We start from the raw sequence: 19006 nt of genomic DNA, 5'->3' as shown, positions 1-19006 counted from the left end.
GCTACACGCTGTCTCTCTTCTTCAGCTTTACGCTGCGCTTCCGCTTGTCTTTCAGCTTCTACAGCACCATTATTATTTTGACTAGGAGCTGGACTTGTTGCACCACTACTAGAAGCTGGCTTATTGTGATAATGATATTCCCCGTACTGCAATCCCCATTTTTCACAATTTGTACGACACGTATGTCCCCCATTAGCATCTGTACGTCCTGGATGCGCATAGGCTGAAATTGGAGCTACCAATAACGCTACACTTGTTGTTAAAAGAAGTTTCTTCACCTGTTGTTTCACTCTTGTTCCTCCCAAAATTTTGAATTCTAACTTTATTATACATAAATAGAAAAATACTTAAATACCAACTAAAATATTCTATTATTTCTCAACATTAGTAAAAAAGAAGGTCAACTCTTTAGAGAGTTGACCTTCTTTTTTATTTCTTCGCCTTCGTTCCTACTAAATCACCAGCAACAACGTAACGTTTAGAATTATCTTTCACTGATACACATGTAATTAGCGTTATCTCATCTTTCCCATGATCTTCAACAACTTCCCACTTATCAGGAGTTACTTCAGATACACCAGTAACCGCATATTCATATTCGTTTTCATTATCATACAAATAAATTTTATCGCCTTTTTTTAGAGAAGCTATATCACTAAATAAAACACCTTTTTTAGACATGTTATGTCCTGCTAATGCATAATTCCCTTTTCCCATCACTTGATTTTCTTTTACTGTTGCTGCACCTGATAATAGGTTTTTCTCAGTAGAAGACTTTAAAACAGGAAGTTCTAATGAAACACTTGGAATCGAAATACGACCAATTACTTGTTTCTTATCTAAAGATGCGTTCGCTACTTCTGCCAAATCTGGTTGATTAATTTTCGAAGCATCTACAAATTCCGTCTCATGTTTTTCATAATCCATCTTTTGGACAGCCTGTACATTTTCAGTCTGTTTCTTTTCAGCTTGATATCCATCATAAAATGGCTTGCCGATTAATACACCACCTACAACAAATAGGAGGATTGCTACTATACTATAAATTCTTTGCTTATTCATATACAATTCCTTTCCCTTACAAAATCTTACTCTATATAAAATGATAAGATAATATTGCTATATGTACAAGTATAAGCTAAAAAGAAACCTTCTTGCATTGGCAAGAAGGTTTCTTTTTAAGCTAATTTATTTCTGTATAGAGATATGTGGAATACTGTCATTTGAATTAAATAAATCAAATACACAACATATAAAGGGTATGCCGAAATATATAAATTTGCTACAGGTGTAAATATTAATAACCCTAGTGCACAAGGTAATACAAACCATAATGATACAAATGTTGTGCGGCATGCTTTATCTGTAATATCCTTCTCCCGTTCATCCTCTTGGGGAAATAATAAAGGATATAATCGCAATGATGATTTGTTATATTTCTTTTTATGCAATCTTTTAAAATACGCTAATATGATAGCTACAATAAATATTAATACAACAGGCGTCAAACTCATTGTTATTTTAGATGGTAAACTTTCATTTTTAATAATATCAGCAAACTGTATATAAAAATCATAAAACTCTACGAATGCCCAGCATGCCAATACACTGTAAAATAAATTTATAATATACGAAGCAACAATTCTATTCATCCTCTTCCCCCTCCTTATTTAAAACAAACACATCTTCCATCTTGAGCTCGAATACATCGCAAATCGTAAGCGCTAATAACAAAGAAGGAACATAATCCCCTTTTTCAATAGCGGCGATTGTTTGTCTCGTCACTCCAACCTTTTCTGCTAATACACTTTGCGAAAAATTAAACCGAGCTCTTAATTCCTTCACTCTATTTAAAATGGTCAAATTTACCACCTCTCACCACCATTGTATGCTATCCTTAACAAAATGTAAACTCAACTTAACATTATTTTTACAAAAAAATCCAACTTTACATATTGTAAAGTTGGATTACGTGTTAGTTTAAAATGGTAACTTTAACGATTTTTCTTCCCCATTGACTAGAAGACCCTTTATCCGGCATTAACACATCAATTCTGTTACCTTTAATCGCTCCACCAGTATCTGCTGCAATTGCGACTCCATAACCTTCAACATTTACAGTTTTACCTAATGGAATAACTTTTGGATCTACAGCAATTAATTTCATTCCTGGATTTGCAGTTAAGTTATAGTGTCCCCATGCAGAAAATACTTGTTGACCTGGCGCATAACCATTTTCCGCTGGATCAGCTGTATAAGCTGTAGCTTCTACATAAATTTCTTTCCCACCAGCAGTTGGCTTAGGAGATGGTTCAGGTTGTGGAGGTTCTACCTTCGAATTATTATTAGCAACTGGTTCAGCTGGTTTACTAGCTTTCTCTTGCTTTTGCTTTTCAGCAATTTCTGCTTGTGCTTTCGCTAAAGCTTCTTGCTCAGCCTTTGCAGCCGCTTCTGCTTTCGCACGCTCTTCCGCTGCAATTCTTGCTGCTTCTTGTTCACGAGCAATTGTTTCTTGTACTGCCTTCATATTTGACTCAATTTTAGCTTTTTCTTCTGCTGCTAAATTAAGTTGGCTTGCAATCTGGTTATATTTAGCTTGAACTGTTTGTAAGTTATCTTGACGCTTTTTCAAGTTATCTTGCAGTTCAGCTTGTGCTTTTGCTAATTTTTGTTTGTCTACTACTAAAGATGCTTCTTTCTCGTCAATTGTTTTCTTATCTTCTTCAATTTGACGAAGATCTTGTTCTTGTAGACGTAAAATTTCTTTATCAGCTTCTAAAATAGTAGAAACTGCGTTCATACGTTGTAGGAAATCAGCAAAGTTTTTTGACTCTACTACAACTTCTACTACTAAACTTGTATTTGAACTGTTTTGAACAGAAACCATACGTTTTCTCATAATATCCTTACGAGCAAGGACTTTATCCTCTAAAACGACAATTTCTTCCTTTTTTTGCTCAATCTGCTTATGTGTTTCATCAATTTTACGTTGAATAGCAGCTTGATCCTCTTTATTTTTTGCAATTGTATTATTTAAATTATGTAGTTCGTTTTCGATACCTTGAATTTCTTTACTAACAGCTTGCTTCTCTTGCTCTTTCTTTTGCATTTCTGCATCGTTTTGCTGCAATTGCTGTTGCATGTTGTTAAGTTTCTCGTCGTTTGACTCTGCTTTAACAGCGACTGTACTAGAAAGACTTATAATTCCTGCTAATACTAGACTACTGATTCGCTTAAAATAGTTCATAATCCGACTCCCTTCTTATACAGTTATACATGATTTATTTTACAGTTTGTTTACAATACCATTAAATACAGTTTATTTTTCATGACGAAAAAAAGGGAATTATGCATAAAATGTAATAGATTCTTAAATATTTAACAATTCCTATATTTAAAAATTATAAAAGATGCTAAAATCCAAATATAGAGAAAATATAACTTCTAAAGGCGGTTGAAATAAATCTATGTTTACTCAAAAGAAATCACTCCAACATAAAATTGATCAATTAGAAAGTCGTATACAAGAACTAGAAGCAGAATTAAAACAAAAGGATATTGAACAACAAGAGACTATTTCTTCTATCCACGATCGTGTACAAAGCGTTGTTCAAGAGCATCAACTTGTAAATAACCAGCACAATACACTTCAAAATTTAGTTCAACAATTAAGCTCATGTTTCGAAAATGTTTCAACACGTACTACACATTCCAATGAATTGAATAACGAAATGCTACAAAAAGAACAAAGCTTAATTCAATCTATTGAAGAAATTATTGATTGTTCTAACGAAGGAAAAGAATCTGTTCATCGTTTACTTATTGTAATTAATAAATTAGGTGAACAATCCCAGCGCACGTCTAATAGTATGAATCATTTAAGTGAACGCTCAAAAGAAATTGAGCAAATTGTAGAAGTCATCCAAAACATTGCAGCACAAACAAATTTACTTGCTTTAAATGCAAGTATTGAAGCTGCTCGTGCTGGAGAGCACGGTAAAGGATTCGCTGTCGTTGCCAATGAAGTAAGAAAACTAGCAGAAAGTACCGCTGAAAGTACAAAAAACATCGGCAACTTAACGAAAAAAATTCAAGAAGAAATTGAAAAAGCATACGATAATACAAAAGATAATTTGCATTTAGTCGATGAAGGTGTAGAAATGAGTGCCGATACAAACGCTAGAATCGAAAATATTTTAATTATGATTCAAACGTTACAAAACGGCGCTACAAATGTTATTAAAGCTATTGAAAACCAAAAGACTTGTAATGATGATATATTACGAGAATTCGCTAATACACAACAAATGTTCCAAAAGTTAAATACTACTATTATGAATCACATTCATGATGCTGAGAAAGTCGATGTTCAATTAACAAAAAGTCTTGAAGAAACAGTAGTTTCTCATTAATAGTAAAAATCCCTTATACTGTTATAAGGGATTTTTATTATATTTCGAATATTTATTTCTTCTCAATATTGAGCCGTATCTTTGTTATAATGGACAAGTTGTTTCTTTCGACTATTAAACAAGGAGGTTATTATGGAACAATTTTACTACATTTTAAAATATTTAATTCTTGGTCTGTTCCAAGGACTAACAGAACCGATTCCGATTTCTTCAAGCGGTCACCTCGTTTTGGCACAGCATTTGCTAGGACTAAAAATAGAGGGGTTTAGCTTTGAACTACTTGTTAATTCAGCTTCATTATTAGCTGTATTACTTATTTATAGAAATGATTTAATTCGTCTAACAAAGAATGGTCTATCTTATATATTTACAAGAGCAGAAGATGCAAAATCAGATTTCTTCTTTATTATTTACCTTGTTATTGCGACCATTCCAGCAGGTGTTATTGGTGTTTTATTTAAAGATTACATCGATCAGTACTTAAAAGGTGTGAAAATGGTTGGGATTTCCCTTCTTATTACCGCTGTCGGACTTTGGATTATTAGAAACTTGCGTGGACGTAAAAATGATGGCGATCTTTCTATGAAAGACGCAATTATCGTCGGATTAGCACAAGCTTGCGCACTAATTCCTGGAATAAGCCGATCAGGTGCAACAATCGTAGCAGCGATGTTACTTGGTATGAAGCAAGAAACGGCTCTTCGTTTCTCATTCTTACTATATATCCCTGTTAGCTTAGGTGGTTTATTACTAAGTATTACAGACATTGCAAAAGATCCAAATCTAGATACACTATTCGTACCATATATCGTTGCATTTATCGCAACATTTATCATGACGTATATTTCATTAAAATGGTTTATGAACATTATGGCAAAAGGAAATTTAAAATATTTCTCTTTCTATTGCATTATCGTAGGTGTACTTACTCTTATTTTCTTATAAGGTGAAACTTACAAATCAAAAAGCGAGTCATTCTATTACACTAGAACGACTCGTTTTTTTATGCATATACTTTCTTTTCTTGACAATACAAACGAATAACATGTTTATTTTGTTGAAATACATCATGCGTTAGGCGGATAATAATAAAATTTCGTTTTATTTGATCATCATGAACAAAAATCTGTTCTCCCTCTTGAAAACGCCATGCACTTTCAAAAGTTGTAATATGATCCCCACTTACAGAAAAAAGCTCATATCGCATATTTTGTACCCTCTCTCAACTTATAATAATCATAATATCATTATATTAAATTTAGTATAACTTAATTCCATTGAAATTTGTAATTTTTTCTATTTCGAAATATTTTAATTTTGTTTTAAGGTTCTTTTAACGTTATAATGATAAACGAATTTTCATTGAAAGGAGCTTCATTTTGACTGCATATATATTTCCAATAAAAACAGCATTTATTTTATTTCCTATTTTAGCAATGTTCCTCTTAATACCTTTTTTAATATTTAACTACCGAAAGTACGGTTATTTAAATAAATGGCGTTCATTTATTTTGTACTCATTATTACTTTACTTATTAAATGCCTATTTTCTTGTGATTTTGCCGTTACCACAAACATATGATACTTGTAGCCTACAACCGGCTAATACGCAGCACATGCAACTATCACCATTTTATTTCATACAAGAAATTAGTAATCATACTTCGGCAATTTTAACGAAACCAGCTACTTATTTCTACCTATTAAAAGAATCTGCGTTTTTACAAGTAGCATTTAACGTTCTATTAACCGTTCCATTCGGTATTTACTTACGTTATTATTTCCGACGTAGTTTCTCACAAACAATTTGTATTTCTTTTTGTCTTTCACTCTTTTTCGAGCTAACACAAGTGACTGGACTATACGGTATATACAATTGTGCGTACCGCTTATTTGATATAGACGATCTGTTTTTAAATACATTAGGCGGCGTAATCGGCTTTATCATTGCACCAATATTTACGTACTTCCTTCCGAAAGCAAACGAATTAGATAGTCATATTGATTTGGAAACGAAACCAGTTGGATTCGTTCGTCGCTTTATCGCGATGCAAATTGATTGGATTTTCTTATCCATCGTTGTACCTGTCATTAAAAACAAAGGAAATTCTTTCTTTATTTCTAATATTCAATCTTACACGAACATATACGAACTCATTTTCATAACGTGTTCGATCTTTATTTACTTTATTATCATTCCATACTTTACGAATGGAAAGACAATTGGTAAAGCGTTGCTTCGTATTTACGTGAAAGGAAAATCAGATCGTATTACGTTGAAGGAACTATTCATCCGTTATGGTATATTCTATTTCGTTTTAGGTGGAATCAATTATATTCTTTCTAGTAGCTCTATCTTAAATCTTAAAGAACCTTTAGTATTAGTAGTTATATTATTATTCCAACTCGTAATTAACGGTCTATTTATTATTCATGTTTTATTACATGTATTTAGTCGTGATAAGTTACTATTTTACGAGCGAATTAGTCAAACAAGAAATGCGATCGTACTAAAAAAAGCTGACAAGTAATACTTTGTCAGCTTTTTTTCATAATCGTAAATAACTTTTCTGTGTAAGGGTTTGAAAACATTTCTGCTTCATCTAATAATTTCCTCACCTTTAGAAACGAATGCAATTCTGGATATATATTTTGTAATTTTTCATACGTTAACGTATGCATTTTCCCCCAATGCGGGCGTCCTTCATATTTTAGAAAAATTTTCTCCACCTCACCAAAATAAGCAGCATACTTCATACCTTTATACATATGAACAGCTATATACGCAGAATCTCTTCCATACGCTGGACTGAGCCATATGTCATCCCTTTTCACATAACGGCATTCAATTGGGAAGTGTACTTTATACTTTTTCTTTTCAATAAGGTTTGAAATTTCTTCTACAACGGCCTGCATATACTTTGAAGGAACACTATACTCCATTTCATAAAATGGAACCGCACGCGATGTAGCAAATACTTCATAACTCGGACCAATTATTTTTGTATTCGGTACAGCTTTAGCCGATAATCGACTTACTCCTTTACTTATAGAAGGAAACCATTTACATCCTTTAGATAACAAAGAGAACATCTTATTTTCAAGTAACTCTACCTTTAGTTTATGCCATTTCAAATCACTTTTTTTACCCGTTGTTTCGTTTGTAATTTTCACTTGCACTTCATCTGAATAAGGAAAAACGAAAAATTCAAAATGGCGATTCTTCTTATATTCTTCTAGCTTGTTCATTACAGTAGATAATGACTGTTTTTCACTTTTATAAACGAGTGAATAAGCTGGAATAACCTTCAATTTTATTTTTACAATGATACCTAACATTCCAAGAGACAACTGAAAAGCTCTCCAATATTGTACATTCTCCGTTTGTGAACAAACTATACTCTCACCTGTAGATAAAACTGCGGTAATCTCTATAACTTGTGTTGATAAACTTCCAAAGGTAATCCCCGTGCCATGAGTCCCTGTACTAATCGCTCCTGCAATAGATTGCGAATCAATATCCCCTAAATTTTCTTGCGCATAACCTTTTTCCTCAAGTAACTTCCCTAGCTCATGTAACTTTGTTCCTGCCCATACTTCGGCAACCATCTTCTCCGCATCAACATTCACAATACCCTTCAATTCATCTAAAGAGACTAAAATTTCTTCCGTCTGCACAAGAGGGGTAAACGAGTGTCCTGAACCGACAACGCGAATTTTCTTCCCTTCTTTTCGTGCAAGCTCTACAACTTCTACTACATCTTGTATACTTTCTGGATACATCGTATAATGCGGTGTTCCTTCTACATTCCCTGTCCAATTTCTCCATTTTTGTCCCTTTATAGAAAGCATTGGCCATCCCCCCGATATGTTGAATACTCCCCAACAATCTCTCCCTCTTTCACACGATATAAAAACGGAAACCGCTCACATAATTCTCCAGCTTTACTATGGCGAAACAAGATAGAATCTCCTATCTCTACTCGTTCCTCACCGTTATAAAAAATCGGTGTTTGTACCTCACCAGCACCTTCTAAAGCTAATAGTTTGGCACCATTTGGCCTCCAAATCTCAGGTTCTTTATCCTTCCCAATTGCGCCTGAGGCAATATATCCACCACCTAGACAAGTGTAAATTGTTGGAGCTGGTTTACGCACAACTGGCAAAGCAAATCCGACAGCTGGCTGAAGTTGTACTTCTTTATAATAATCAAACAGCTTCGGGGCATAGAAAGCAGAACCTATTGTAATCTCTGAAACTGAATGATCTTGCTCAGTTGTTTTTATACTTCCTGTGCCTCCTCCATTTACAAACCTTAATTCAATACCTAGATTTTGTATTTCTTTTACGATATGTCCTCTTCTTGCTTTAACTTCTAACACTGATTTCTTCTTTAAATATGAAATCACTTTACTTTTTACTCGTTGATTCGGTATGTGATCTCCTACCCCAGCAATTTGGGCTTCATATCCCATTACACCATCTAGTATTAAAAATGATGATTCTTTCAACCTTTTTACTATTTTCAAAGCACCTTGCACATCTCTTACCGGTGATCTTTTGACCCCAAAATGAAAATTTAAAAAACGACTACTCATATCAATATCTAAGCAAACACGAAAACATCCTTTAGACTTCTCAGCAATTTTTTCTAAATAAACAATATGATCTTCACAATCCACCATACAAGTTATAATGAGTCCTTGCTTTGTTAGCAAACTTATTTCATGTAACGCTCTATCATCATAAGCAGGATATCCGAGCAATAAATCATTGAATCCTTGTTCAATTAAAAACAAAACTTCCCTAGGTGAAAAACACATAATACCTTGAAAACGATCATTTGCAGCTAGAATCTTTTGCATAACCGGAACAGAACGTAACGATTTACTCGCTATACGAATCTTCTTATTTCCACTTAATTCTATAATCAATTGAATATTTCTATCTAAAGCTACTTCATCCAAAAATGCACAAGGTAATGGAACTTCTTTAAAAATTCCTCGATCCACACTTTTTCTCTCCTCTTCTCTATATGTCTTATACATATTGGAAAGAAAGTTGGAATCTCCTCTACAAAATAAAAAAAGTTTCTTCCTATTTAAGAAGAAACTTTTTTAGGACTACTTCATAGAAATAGTTGCTGCTACTGGATAATGATCAGAATAATCATCATACGTATATTTTTTGAGCCATGATGTAACAGTCCACTGTGGAGATTTTGGTTGTAATACTTTATTCTCTATAAATGATGGATTCGCATGGTCCTTACTTGCAATAATATAATCTAAATACTCGGCAGGACTATCAGGGAAATTATATTTTGCAATACTGTTTGTCGTTGCATCCCAAGTTGCTGTATGTCCCGTATAAGATGGAATTGACGCATGCAATGTTTTAAACATGGATGCGTACTCTGAGTCACTATTGTTCTCTGCATTTATTTTATTCACGTTCATATCACCACCAAATAGAACGTACTCGTCATTTGGTATATTCTTATTTTTAATAAAATCTTGAATTTCTTTTAGCTGGTTTGTACGTACAGATGCAGGTGAAGTTTTTCCACACATACTATCTTCAGCCTGCAAGTGTGTCCCAATCACATGAACGAAACGATCATTTTTCTTAATTTTCGTGTATACAAACCCTTTATTTGATAAATTATCTGGTCCGCATCCTTTTGCAAATACATATTGAATCTTTTCAACGATCGGCCATTTACTCACGATTGCAACGCCTCCATCTTCAGGCGTTGAAGATGAATAGCTACCTAACGTTTTATCCCATTCATTTCCATTACTACGACCTAATACTGCTGTTTGATTTGGATATTCTTTCTTCAAATTCCCTAACAAACGATCTGATGCGCTATTATCGAACACTTCATTTAATATAACTACATCCTGATTCTTAATATAATCTGCCGCCCCAATTAAATCGGCACGCTGACTTTGTCCCCAGTTCGGATATAAGTTAGTTGATAGCATATACACGTTGTGCGTCATCACTTTCAAAGTGTTGTTTTGATCTGTAGACGTATCTGCTTGCACTGAAGAACCTCCGTATAAAACTCCTAAACCAATCCCAAAGCTAAGTACACCTTTTAGCAATTTACCTTTCACGTTCCATACCTCCATTTGTATAGTAATAAAAAGGTCAAATACTCTATTGTGAGATTTGACCTTTTTTAAATACTTAACGATCTCCGTACGTATCAAACCAAAGCTGAATGTATCCAGCAGTAACACGTTGTGCATCCATTAATCGCTTACCTGTCATTGGTGTAACTTCAGCGCGCCATTTATCTGCATATTCTTGTGACACAGCTGCTTTTACGAACCAATCTTTCGTATTATCATTTACAATTCCAGAGTAATCTTGTTTCGCTACTACTGCCGCTCCATGAATCCACTCTTCTGGATTTGTACCTTTCCAGTTCCAATATCCATTTCCATCCGTTACTTTATAATTATCTTTTATCGTATCTACAAAGTTTTCATATTTAGAATGGAATCCTTGTGGATATGAAAGATTTGTAAAGTTTGCCGCATGCATCGGTTGGTTTACATCTCCTAAATAATGAAGAGATAATCCTAAATAGAAGAATGCTTGTTTCATATCTTTATTTTTGTATGATTCACCAGCTAATTTAAAATATTTAGCGCCAGTTTCTTTTGCCTGCTTTGCAAATGGAATATATGTTTTTCCATTGTCTGGATCATAGAAATGTGAAGCAAATGTGCTATTATCATAATAAGGATTTTCATAGTCAGCAGCATAAATACCGTTCTCTAACTCCGTACGCCATTCATTTAATTGTGCAACTCGATCTTGTTTTACAAGTGTTGTATTGCGAGACATAATATCAATCGCACGGTTTACAATCCATAAATGAGAATTTACACCTTCTTTATGTTTATCTTCAGCAGACCAGCGGTGAACTATTTTTATTTTACTTCCCCCATCATTTTCATGAGCAAATGCAACGCTTTGTAAAGGAGCTACTACTGTAATAGCTGCTGCTAAAGCAAGTACTTTCTTTTTCATCTGAAATCCTCCATTTTATAATCGAATTATTGTAAACTTTTTGTTAGGATCCTATGATGTCGTCCGGTTAACCTATGACTAGAATATCCCACCTTTCACGAAATTTCTATCACTAAATTAAAATATGCAAATGTTCATATCATTATAACTTTATACATAGTGAATATAATGAATGAATGCACTTTCATTTTAATAAACTATTATTAAGGCTTATCTAAACTAATGTAAAAAAAGAGTAAAGCATACACATGCTTTACTCTTTTTTTCTATTCGATAATATACTTGGCAGTTGGACATTAACTGCCAACTTATGAATAAATCCAAACACTAATCCAATTCCAATAAATATGTATAAGATTGTAAATATCTTTCCAAAATCAGTTTGCGGACTAAAATTCGCATCACCGACAGTCGTCAACGTGACCACACTAAAATATAAAGCGTCAAGAGGACGTAATCCTTCAACTGTACTATAAAAAATTGTACCAGACATTAATGTTAAAAATGTTAATACGAATAATACTTGAAATTCTTTATCTTTCCACGCTCGTAAACAAGCTTTTAGCATCCGTTTCAATGTCAACATAAATGAAAGCATTAGACTTCCCCTTCCAAACAAAATACCTGTAGTTACAGGAAAGTCTATCACCTTTCTGTACAGAAAAAAAGTAGCCCTCTTCTATTTCTAGAAAAGAGCTACTTTTTACTATTCTATATTATTTAGGTGAAACAAGAATTTTCACTTGTGTTTTATCTTTTACAAGTGCTTCAAATCCTTCTTCAACAACTTGATCCACTGTGATTTTTTTCGTAATTAATTTCTCTGCTTGAATTTGGCCAGAGCTAATTAATTTAATAACAGCTGGGAAGATATGACGGTATCCTAAAATACCAACCACTTCTTTTTCTTTTAGTACAAGATTGTTTGGAGTAATTGTTGCGTCTTTTTCCCATACACTAACAATTACAGTTTGTCCTTCGAAACTTGTACTTTCAATTGCTTGACGAAGTACTACTTCAACACCTGTTACTTCAAAGCTCACATTTACACCTAAACCATTTGTTAAGTTACGAATTTCTGCTAATACATCTTGAGTAGCTGGATTTAATACGTAATCCGCACCTGCTAATTTTGCTAACTCTTGACGTTCTTTAGAAAGCTCGACTGCAATAACAGGAGTTGCTCCTGCTGCTTTAGCTGCTTGGATAACAAGAAGTCCAATTGGACCACAACCAAATACTGCTACAGCTTCCCCTTCTTTTAATTTACTTTGACGTACTGCATGAACTGCTACAGCTGCTGGTTCTACAAGTGCACCTTGTTCATACGTCATTTCATCTGGAATATGGTGAACCATATCTTCTGGTACTACTGTATATTCAGAGAAACCGCCGCCTTCTCCGCCAAGACCGTGGAAAACAAGTTGTTCACAAACATTGTAATGTCCATGTTTACAAGCTTCACATTTACCACAAGAATAAATTGGTTCTACAACGACGCGGTCTCCCACTTTATGAGATGTAACGCCTTCACCGATTTCAACTACCTCACCGCTAAACTCATGACCTAAAATAACCGGTGCTTTTACATGTGTTAATGGATGCTCTTCTTTTGGAATAAAAATAGGTCCTGCTAAATATTCATGCAGGTCTGTCCCGCAGATACCACACCATTTCACTTTAATCTTAACTGCTCCTGGTTTTACAGTTGGTTCTGGTACTTCTTCTACTCTTACATCACGTTGATTATGCCAAAGTAATGCTTTCATTTTATACATCCCTCTCTATGTATATACTTAGCCTGGTGAAGTTTACAAATCTATTATAATACTTCTATCCATATATTTCAAAAAAACAATCTCATTTCCACTAAATTTTAACAAATAACGTTCAATATTTTGTCACTTTGTACTTTTTTCCACATCTGTTAACTCAATTTCATTGCGGTTGAAATTAGCATTATGCCATAATAGCATAGGAGAGGTGAATATCGCTTGAAATATTTTATTTACTTTATTGTTATCGTAGCGTTTCTAGATACATTTTCACAATTACCTATTATGAGTACGTTCGCTCAAAGTCTTGGAGGATCCCCTCTTATTATTGGGCTAGTTGTCGGCATGTACTCATTTGCTAATATGATTGGTAATATTATTGCTGGCGCTGCTGTCGATAAATTTGGTGCAAAAAAAATACTTTATATAAGCATGGGACTCACGAGTTTCATAGTCTTGTTATACACCGTTGTTCAAAGTGGTGAACAACTATTAGTTGTTCGCTTTATGCATGGGTTTAGTGACGGATTTTTAATTCCTGCTGCCTTTACGTTTTTATCAAAACAAACAAATTCAGCAAGACAAGGTAAGGCAATGGCCCTATCTGGTGCTGCTGTTGGAACAGCGGCAATTGTAGGACCTGCCTTCAGCGGGATTATGAAAGCAACTGCTGGTATAGAGTGGGTGTTCATTACCATTTCTATTTTAATGGTTCTTGGTACAATCGTATCTCTCTTCTTCTTACCAAATAACGTATCAAGAAAAGATACTTCAAGAACACAAATGATGAATAAAGAAGATATGTTTGAACTATTGAAATCAGAACCGTTATTACAGGCATATATTGGTGCTTTCACACTCATGTTTTCACAAGGAATTGTCACTTATATGTTACCAGTGAAAGTTGAGGCATTAGCGCTTAAAGCATCTACAACAGGCATGATGTTAAGTGTATTCGGTATTACCGCTATCCTCTTCTTCTTACTACCAACAAATCGTATTTACGATCGATTTAATCGTTCAAAACTAATGCTAATTGGTATTGCAGTAATGGCATTAGCATTATCTTTACTTGGATTATTTGCAACAAAAGGCATGCTCTTTATCGTTATGATGATTTATGGCATTGGATTCGCTATCCTTTTCCCATCGATAAATGCATTACTTGTTGAAAATACGACAGATGATAAACGCGGAAAAGCATTTGGATTGTTTTATGCTTTCTTCTCATTAGGAGTTGTTGCTGGATCCTTTACAGTTGGAGCAATCGGGGCATCCCCTAGCGCCAGCTTCGTTATTGGAACTGCATTCTTATTAACATTTGCCGGAATGATTTATGTCAGAAGCAAAATAAAAAACAAAGGCAAAGTAAAAAAGACAATGATAGGATAATTCCATCATTGTCTTTTTTTGGCCGAATATATTACTTTTGTGTGTAGCTAAGTAACAATGTAAATAAATTGAATGGTAAAGGCAATACTACATTTCTTCTTTTACAAAAAAAGTGTATCAATACCAACGATACTTCGACAATTTCCTCGGAAATATTTCCTTTCTCTACATAATTTGATACACTACATATAAACAGACACTTGTATTACATAAGCTAAAATAATAACTTACTGTACAAATTCAAAAGCACATTCCTCATATGAAGAATGTGCTTTTCTGTTATTAACGTTTAATCCAAACAGCGCCTGCTGATTTATCCTCTGCCTGTCCAACAACTTGGAATTTAAGTCCAAGATTCGGAACTTTTCTTCCTGCGTCTGCAATTTGTTTATTACTATATACTTTTGAATCATCAAAAGTTGTAACACCTTGTAATCCAGAATAGTTAAACTGTCCACGTGTTAATGAATTTACACTCCATGCTGGTGTTTGATCAAATGAAAATGCTGCGTCTGCAATTTGCATACCTGTATTACCGTAAGTTGGTTTTCCGTTTAAATTGCCAACAAGTGCCTCTGGATGCGAATCTACAACACCAAGGAAGCCTTCACCTGGATGCTCCCCAACCCAGTTATCTTTAAAGCTATCATCTGCGTACCAAACGACAAGACCTGTATTATACACTGGACCTTTTCCTGCTTTTAATCCATTATCTGATCCTGCATAGTTTCTCCACTCTAAGTAGTAATAATGAGCTTTTTTCTCTGTTCCATCAGAAACAACGAATCCATTTAACTGCATGTTAGGTGTTCCTTCTGCATCATCAGAAAATACTACTTGTCCATCAACAGTTACATTTACATTATCCATCGCGAAACCTTTATATGTTACAGCTGGATCTGTAATATAATCGAATTGCAGTTTCACTTTTTTTCCTTTAAATTGACTTAAATCATATGATTTATCTATCCATTTCCCATCTGTTGTATCTTTATCTCCTTGGACTACTTTTTCTCCAAGTCTATCAATTAATGTTTTCGTTCCATCTTCTGTTACTGCATGTACTTCGACAAAATCGCACTCTGCTTCTAACTCATAATTTGCTTTATAATCGAATTTTGCATTTGTTCCTTTTGTTAAATCAAAGAATGGTGTTTCTAGTGTTGTATGCATATCATCTCCTCTTGTACTGTAATATGCATGCTTTCCAAACTCCGGCTTAATCGTTTCGACACTTTTACCTGGTAAGTTAACACGTACAACGCCTGGACGATTTGATTTTGTAACACTTTGATCGATATATGTAGGAACTCCTACACCACGCTTAATGTTATCGTAATCTACTTCCAAAATTTTTGCCCAGTTGCCACCCATATTCTTTTGTAAGAAATCTTTATTTTGTGGTGAGAAACTAGTTGGCTCTGTTCCTGCAATTTTCCCTGTCCAACTTCCCCCACTCATGAGTGACCAAGCTTCGACAGGTGAACCAGTTCCAGTATATTTCGTATCGTATTCATCTGGTAAGCCAAGGTCATGTCCAAATTCATGCGCAAATACACCTACTGCTCCATCTTCTGGTTCAATTGTGTAATCATGTGCTGCTACTTTGCCACCAAAGTAATCTACCTTTGATTTTGTCCCTTCAATTGCTACTGGATCTATTGCTAATTTTGAACGATGTGACCAAATGGCATCATCGCCTAATTTACCACCACCAGCTTCTTGACCAACACCTGCATGGATTACCATTAAATGATCAATTACACCGTCAGGCTCATTTTGATTCCCATCACCATTTGTATCATATCTATCAAACTGATCAAATTGAGATAAATCTAACCCTTTCTCAGCAGCTGCATGTAAAGCTTCTTTCACTAAATCACGTGCGCCTTTTGGTCCTTTATTATCGTGACCACTACTACCATCCGCACCGTAGTCAGATGCTTTTCCTGGAACAGTTAGCCACTCCGTTACATATCCATCTGTCGTATAACTACCACCAGACTGCTCTTCGTAATATTGTTTAAATGTTTTTACTTTCGAACCATCAAATAACGTGTATGGTTCATTACCAAATAACATCTTTTGATAATGCTCTCTACTAAAGTCCTTCGAATACATATACCCTGGCGTTTGATCAATATTATTATGTTTATAATCACTAAATTCAACGAGTAATACTAATACCTTATCTGTTCGAACAGATCCCTTATACGGCGCTTGCTTTGCTTTAGATGTTGGAACTTGCCCATTCAATTGTTTTTTATTTGGTTCAGGCTTTTGCTCAGGGCTAACATTTTTTTCAGGTTTCTTTACTTTCTCCTTTTCTTCCATTTTTTTCTCTTTTACTTTTTTCACGAAATCAGATGCCTCTTTAGCAGTATCGGCTGGGAAAATTTCTTTATTTGCCTGATCCCCTTGTTTCTTTTCAATATATTTCTCTACAGCTTTTTTCGTCTCTTCCTTAGAAGATGCTGGATTAATTGTTCCTCTTTCTTTCAACGCTTCCGCTAAACGATCTTCTTGAATTAAGTTGTAATCAATTGGTGTTGTAGATACATTTTCTTTCTCTTTTGCTGGCGTTTCTGCGTATGCTAATGGAGCACTCATGACAGATGTACATCCGATAATTGCCGCAATTGCTAATGACGATAACACTTTAAATGGCGCTTTTCTTCTCATTCTATTTCTCTCCTTTTATAAAACTTAAAATTCAGATAAATAAGTTCATTTAAATCAAGTGCTCTACTTTCTTCCCTCCCTATATAAAAAGGCATAATTCTATAAACGTTAAGCTTTCTGTTATAGAATCATGCCCTCCAGTTTTCTGGTCAGAACTTCTACCGTTTTATGTCGAAATATGAAACATAAAAAGTGATTTGATATATATTAAATAGCTTATATAAAAAATTTAAAAGACAATATGCAAAATTGCATGAAAATTCTTTTAAATAAAAAAGAATCCTAGTCAATTAAACTAGGATTCTTGATTTTCTATTATTTCTCTTGTGTTTTTTCCCAATCAGCTAAGAATTTCTCAATTCCTTGATCTGTTAATGGGTGCTTCACTAATGAAGCAATTACGTTTGCTGGGATTGTTGCAATATGTGCACCATTTAATGCTGCGTCAGTTACGTGAACACTGTGACGTACAGATGCTGCGATAATTTCTGTTTCGATACCGTGAATTGCAAAGATTTCTGCGATTTGGCGAATTAAGTCCATACCGTTATGACCGATATCATCTAAGCGACCTAAGAATGGTGAAACGTATGTTGCACCAGCACGAGCTGCAAGTAATGCTTGAACTGCTGAGAACACTAATGTAACGTTTGTACGAATTCCTAAGTCAGAGAACGCTTTTACTGCTTTTAAACCTTCTGTTGTCATTGGAACTTTTACAACAACGTTTGGAGCAATTTTCGCTAACTCTTTTCCTTCTTCGATCATTTTATCTGCTTCTAAACTAATTACTTCTGCACTTACAGGTCCTTCTACGACGTTGCAAATTTCACGAATGCGCTCGTGGAAATCTACGCCTTCTTTTGCTACAAGTGATGGATTTGTCGTTACTCCAGCTAATACGCCTAATGCATTTGCCTCTTTAATTTCGTTAATGTTTGCTGTATCAATAAAGAATTTCATTTGTTATTCTTCCTTCCTAATTTTCATTTTATATTTATTTATTTTTCTTAATAAGCTCTAATTCAATCGGAATAGATTTGTCCACTTTTTTACCTTGTGTGATCTCTTTTGCTGTTTGCATCGCCTTCTCTCCGATTAATTCCGGTTTTTGAGCAACTGTTGCAGCCATACGCCCATCGTTAACCGCTTTTACAGCATCTTCTGTTGCATCAAATCCAACAACGACTACATCTGTTTTCCCAGCAGACTTCAATGCTTCAAGTGCACCTAATGCCATCTCGTCGTTATGCGCAAACACGGCTTTAATATCACCATTTGCTTGCAAAATGTTTTCCATAACAGATAATCCTTTTGCTCTATCAAAATCAGCCGCTTGTTTAGCAACTACTTTTAAAGACTTATCGGCTACGTTATGGAATCCTTTCCCACGTTCACGAGCAGCAGAGGATCCAGGGATTCCTTCTAACTCAGCAACGTTTGCTCCTTCGCCGACCAATTCACGAATGTAATCACTAGCCATTTGACCACCTTCGATGTTATTAGATGCAATGTGAGAAACAACCTTACCTGAATTTGCAACGCGGTCTACTGTAATAACAGGAACGTTCGCTGCATTTGCCGCACTTACTGCTGAAGCAACAGCATCTGAATCGGTTGGATTAATAACAACTACATCGACACCTTTTTGAATTAAATCTTCAACATCGTTCGTTTGCTTTGCTGCATCATTTT

General features: G+C 34.7%; 19 protein-coding genes. 4 read left to right on the top strand and 15 right to left on the bottom strand.

Annotated features, from left to right (window positions below; translation table 11 throughout):
* The 5 genes from MR083_RS22475 to MR083_RS22455 all read right to left on the bottom strand — a co-directional run.
* Positions 1-290 (bottom strand): YHYH domain-containing protein (locus tag MR083_RS22475; RefSeq protein ID WP_242269864.1); only part of this gene is annotated, 290 nt, incomplete at its 3' end.
* Positions 291-429: 139 nt separating this feature from the next.
* On the bottom strand, positions 430-1062 hold the full coding sequence (locus MR083_RS22470) for a class A sortase (protein WP_001041721.1): 633 nt from the start codon (positions 1060-1062) through the stop codon (positions 430-432).
* Positions 1063-1178: 116 nt separating this feature from the next.
* Positions 1179-1652 (bottom strand): hypothetical protein, encoded by a 474-nt coding sequence (locus MR083_RS22465; RefSeq protein ID WP_001080035.1) that lies wholly within the window; start codon positions 1650-1652, stop codon positions 1179-1181.
* Positions 1645-1863, bottom strand: a complete 219-nt coding sequence (locus MR083_RS22460) for a helix-turn-helix transcriptional regulator (RefSeq protein ID WP_000154009.1) — start codon at positions 1861-1863, stop codon at positions 1645-1647. Before MR083_RS22460 ends, MR083_RS22465 begins: the two co-directional genes overlap by 8 nt.
* Positions 1864-1975: 112 nt before the next feature.
* The gene (locus MR083_RS22455) at positions 1976-3247 is read right to left on the bottom strand and encodes a 3D domain-containing protein (protein WP_242269863.1); all 1272 of its coding nucleotides are present in this window, start codon (positions 3245-3247) and stop codon (positions 1976-1978) included.
* 220 nt (positions 3248-3467) lie between these two features.
* Between MR083_RS22455 and MR083_RS22450 the strand changes: the two genes are divergently transcribed.
* Positions 3468-4412, top strand: coding sequence for a methyl-accepting chemotaxis protein (locus tag MR083_RS22450; RefSeq protein WP_000495022.1), 945 nt, complete (start codon positions 3468-3470; stop codon positions 4410-4412).
* Between the two features lie 132 nt (positions 4413-4544).
* Complete coding sequence (locus MR083_RS22445; protein ID WP_000434782.1) at positions 4545-5357, top strand: undecaprenyl-diphosphate phosphatase; 813 nt, start codon at positions 4545-4547, stop codon at positions 5355-5357.
* A 58-nt stretch (positions 5358-5415) separates the two neighbouring features.
* On the opposite strand, the gene MR083_RS22440 is transcribed toward MR083_RS22445, so the two are convergent.
* A complete protein-coding gene (locus tag MR083_RS22440; protein ID WP_001268330.1) occupies positions 5416-5619 on the bottom strand; it encodes a hypothetical protein in 204 nt (67 codons plus the stop codon).
* A 172-nt stretch (positions 5620-5791) separates the two neighbouring features.
* On the opposite strand from MR083_RS22440, the gene MR083_RS22435 reads away from it, so the two are divergent.
* Positions 5792-6943 carry a VanZ family protein gene (locus tag MR083_RS22435; protein ID WP_242269862.1) on the top strand — a complete coding sequence of 384 codons (1152 nt, stop codon included), beginning with the start codon at positions 5792-5794 and terminating at the stop codon, positions 6941-6943.
* Positions 6944-6950: 7 nt separating this feature from the next.
* On the opposite strand, the gene MR083_RS22430 is transcribed toward MR083_RS22435, so the two are convergent.
* From MR083_RS22430 to bdhA, 6 genes are all read right to left on the bottom strand, one after another.
* On the bottom strand, positions 6951-8264 hold the full coding sequence (locus MR083_RS22430) for a D-arabinono-1,4-lactone oxidase (RefSeq protein WP_242269861.1): 1314 nt from the start codon (positions 8262-8264) through the stop codon (positions 6951-6953).
* Positions 8252-9424 (bottom strand): amino acid deaminase/aldolase, encoded by a 1173-nt coding sequence (locus MR083_RS22425; RefSeq protein WP_000373738.1) that lies wholly within the window; start codon positions 9422-9424, stop codon positions 8252-8254. The genes MR083_RS22430 and MR083_RS22425 overlap by 13 nt, the downstream gene beginning before the upstream one ends.
* A 111-nt stretch (positions 9425-9535) precedes the next feature.
* A complete protein-coding gene (sph, locus tag MR083_RS22420; RefSeq protein ID WP_225991017.1) occupies positions 9536-10552 on the bottom strand; it encodes a sphingomyelinase C in 1017 nt (338 codons plus the stop codon).
* Positions 10553-10610: 58 nt separating this feature from the next.
* Complete coding sequence (cerA, locus tag MR083_RS22415; protein WP_000731014.1) at positions 10611-11462, bottom strand: phospholipase CerA; 852 nt, start codon at positions 11460-11462, stop codon at positions 10611-10613.
* 253 nt (positions 11463-11715) lie between these two features.
* Entirely contained in the window at positions 11716-12060 is a 345-nt protein-coding gene (locus tag MR083_RS22410; RefSeq protein ID WP_000948231.1) for a potassium channel family protein, read from the bottom strand.
* A gap of 118 nt (positions 12061-12178) precedes the next feature.
* Positions 12179-13231 (bottom strand): (R,R)-butanediol dehydrogenase, encoded by a 1053-nt coding sequence (bdhA, locus tag MR083_RS22405; RefSeq protein ID WP_000645820.1) that lies wholly within the window; start codon positions 13229-13231, stop codon positions 12179-12181.
* 225 nt (positions 13232-13456) lie between these two features.
* On the opposite strand from bdhA, the gene MR083_RS22400 reads away from it, so the two are divergent.
* On the top strand, positions 13457-14629 hold the full coding sequence (locus tag MR083_RS22400; RefSeq protein WP_000873250.1) for an MFS transporter: 1173 nt from the start codon (positions 13457-13459) through the stop codon (positions 14627-14629).
* 282 nt (positions 14630-14911) lie between these two features.
* Here the strand turns inward: MR083_RS22400 and inhA2 are convergent, their stop codons facing one another.
* The 3 genes from inhA2 to MR083_RS22385 form a co-directional block, all read right to left on the bottom strand.
* Positions 14912-17311 (bottom strand): M6 family metalloprotease immune inhibitor InhA2, encoded by a 2400-nt coding sequence (gene inhA2 / locus MR083_RS22395; RefSeq protein WP_001252971.1) that lies wholly within the window; start codon positions 17309-17311, stop codon positions 14912-14914.
* Between the two features lie 315 nt (positions 17312-17626).
* Positions 17627-18274, bottom strand: coding sequence for a fructose-6-phosphate aldolase (fsa, locus tag MR083_RS22390; protein WP_000667661.1), 648 nt, complete (start codon positions 18272-18274; stop codon positions 17627-17629).
* Positions 18275-18308: 34 nt separating this feature from the next.
* Positions 18309-19006: substrate-binding domain-containing protein (locus MR083_RS22385; RefSeq protein WP_242269860.1), on the bottom strand; the 698-nt coding region annotated here is incomplete at its 5' end.

It is taken from the genome of Bacillus cereus group sp. BfR-BA-01408, assembly GCF_022663305.1.
Classification (GTDB): domain Bacteria; phylum Bacillota; class Bacilli; order Bacillales; family Bacillaceae_G; genus Bacillus_A; species Bacillus_A pacificus.
The sequence above is the reverse complement of the archived record's forward strand: the minus strand, read 5'-3'. Positions and strand labels throughout refer to the sequence as shown.

Excerpts from the sequence above, each read along its gene's own strand:
- inhA2 (WP_001252971.1), bottom strand. The coding sequence starts at position 17,311 with ATGAGAAGAAAAGCGCCATTTAAAGTGTTATCGTCATTAGCAATTGCG.
- MR083_RS22470 (WP_001041721.1), bottom strand. The coding sequence starts at position 1,062 with ATGAATAAGCAAAGAATTTATAGTATAGTAGCAATCCTCCTATTTGTT.
- fsa (WP_000667661.1), bottom strand. The coding sequence starts at position 18,274 with ATGAAATTCTTTATTGATACAGCAAACATTAACGAAATTAAAGAGGCA.
- MR083_RS22440 (WP_001268330.1), bottom strand. The coding sequence starts at position 5,619 with ATGCGATATGAGCTTTTTTCTGTAAGTGGGGATCATATTACAACTTTT.
- MR083_RS22450 (WP_000495022.1), top strand. The coding sequence starts at position 3,468 with ATGTTTACTCAAAAGAAATCACTCCAACATAAAATTGATCAATTAGAA.
- MR083_RS22410 (WP_000948231.1), bottom strand. The coding sequence starts at position 12,060 with ATGCTTTCATTTATGTTGACATTGAAACGGATGCTAAAAGCTTGTTTA.
- MR083_RS22465 (WP_001080035.1), bottom strand. The coding sequence starts at position 1,652 with ATGAATAGAATTGTTGCTTCGTATATTATAAATTTATTTTACAGTGTA.
- MR083_RS22455 (WP_242269863.1), bottom strand. The coding sequence starts at position 3,247 with ATGAACTATTTTAAGCGAATCAGTAGTCTAGTATTAGCAGGAATTATA.
- bdhA (WP_000645820.1), bottom strand. The coding sequence starts at position 13,231 with ATGAAAGCATTACTTTGGCATAATCAACGTGATGTAAGAGTAGAAGAA.
- cerA (WP_000731014.1), bottom strand. The coding sequence starts at position 11,462 with ATGAAAAAGAAAGTACTTGCTTTAGCAGCAGCTATTACAGTAGTAGCT.
- MR083_RS22430 (WP_242269861.1), bottom strand. The coding sequence starts at position 8,264 with ATGCTTTCTATAAAGGGACAAAAATGGAGAAATTGGACAGGGAATGTA.
- sph (WP_225991017.1), bottom strand. The coding sequence starts at position 10,552 with ATGGAGGTATGGAACGTGAAAGGTAAATTGCTAAAAGGTGTACTTAGC.
- MR083_RS22445 (WP_000434782.1), top strand. The coding sequence starts at position 4,545 with ATGGAACAATTTTACTACATTTTAAAATATTTAATTCTTGGTCTGTTC.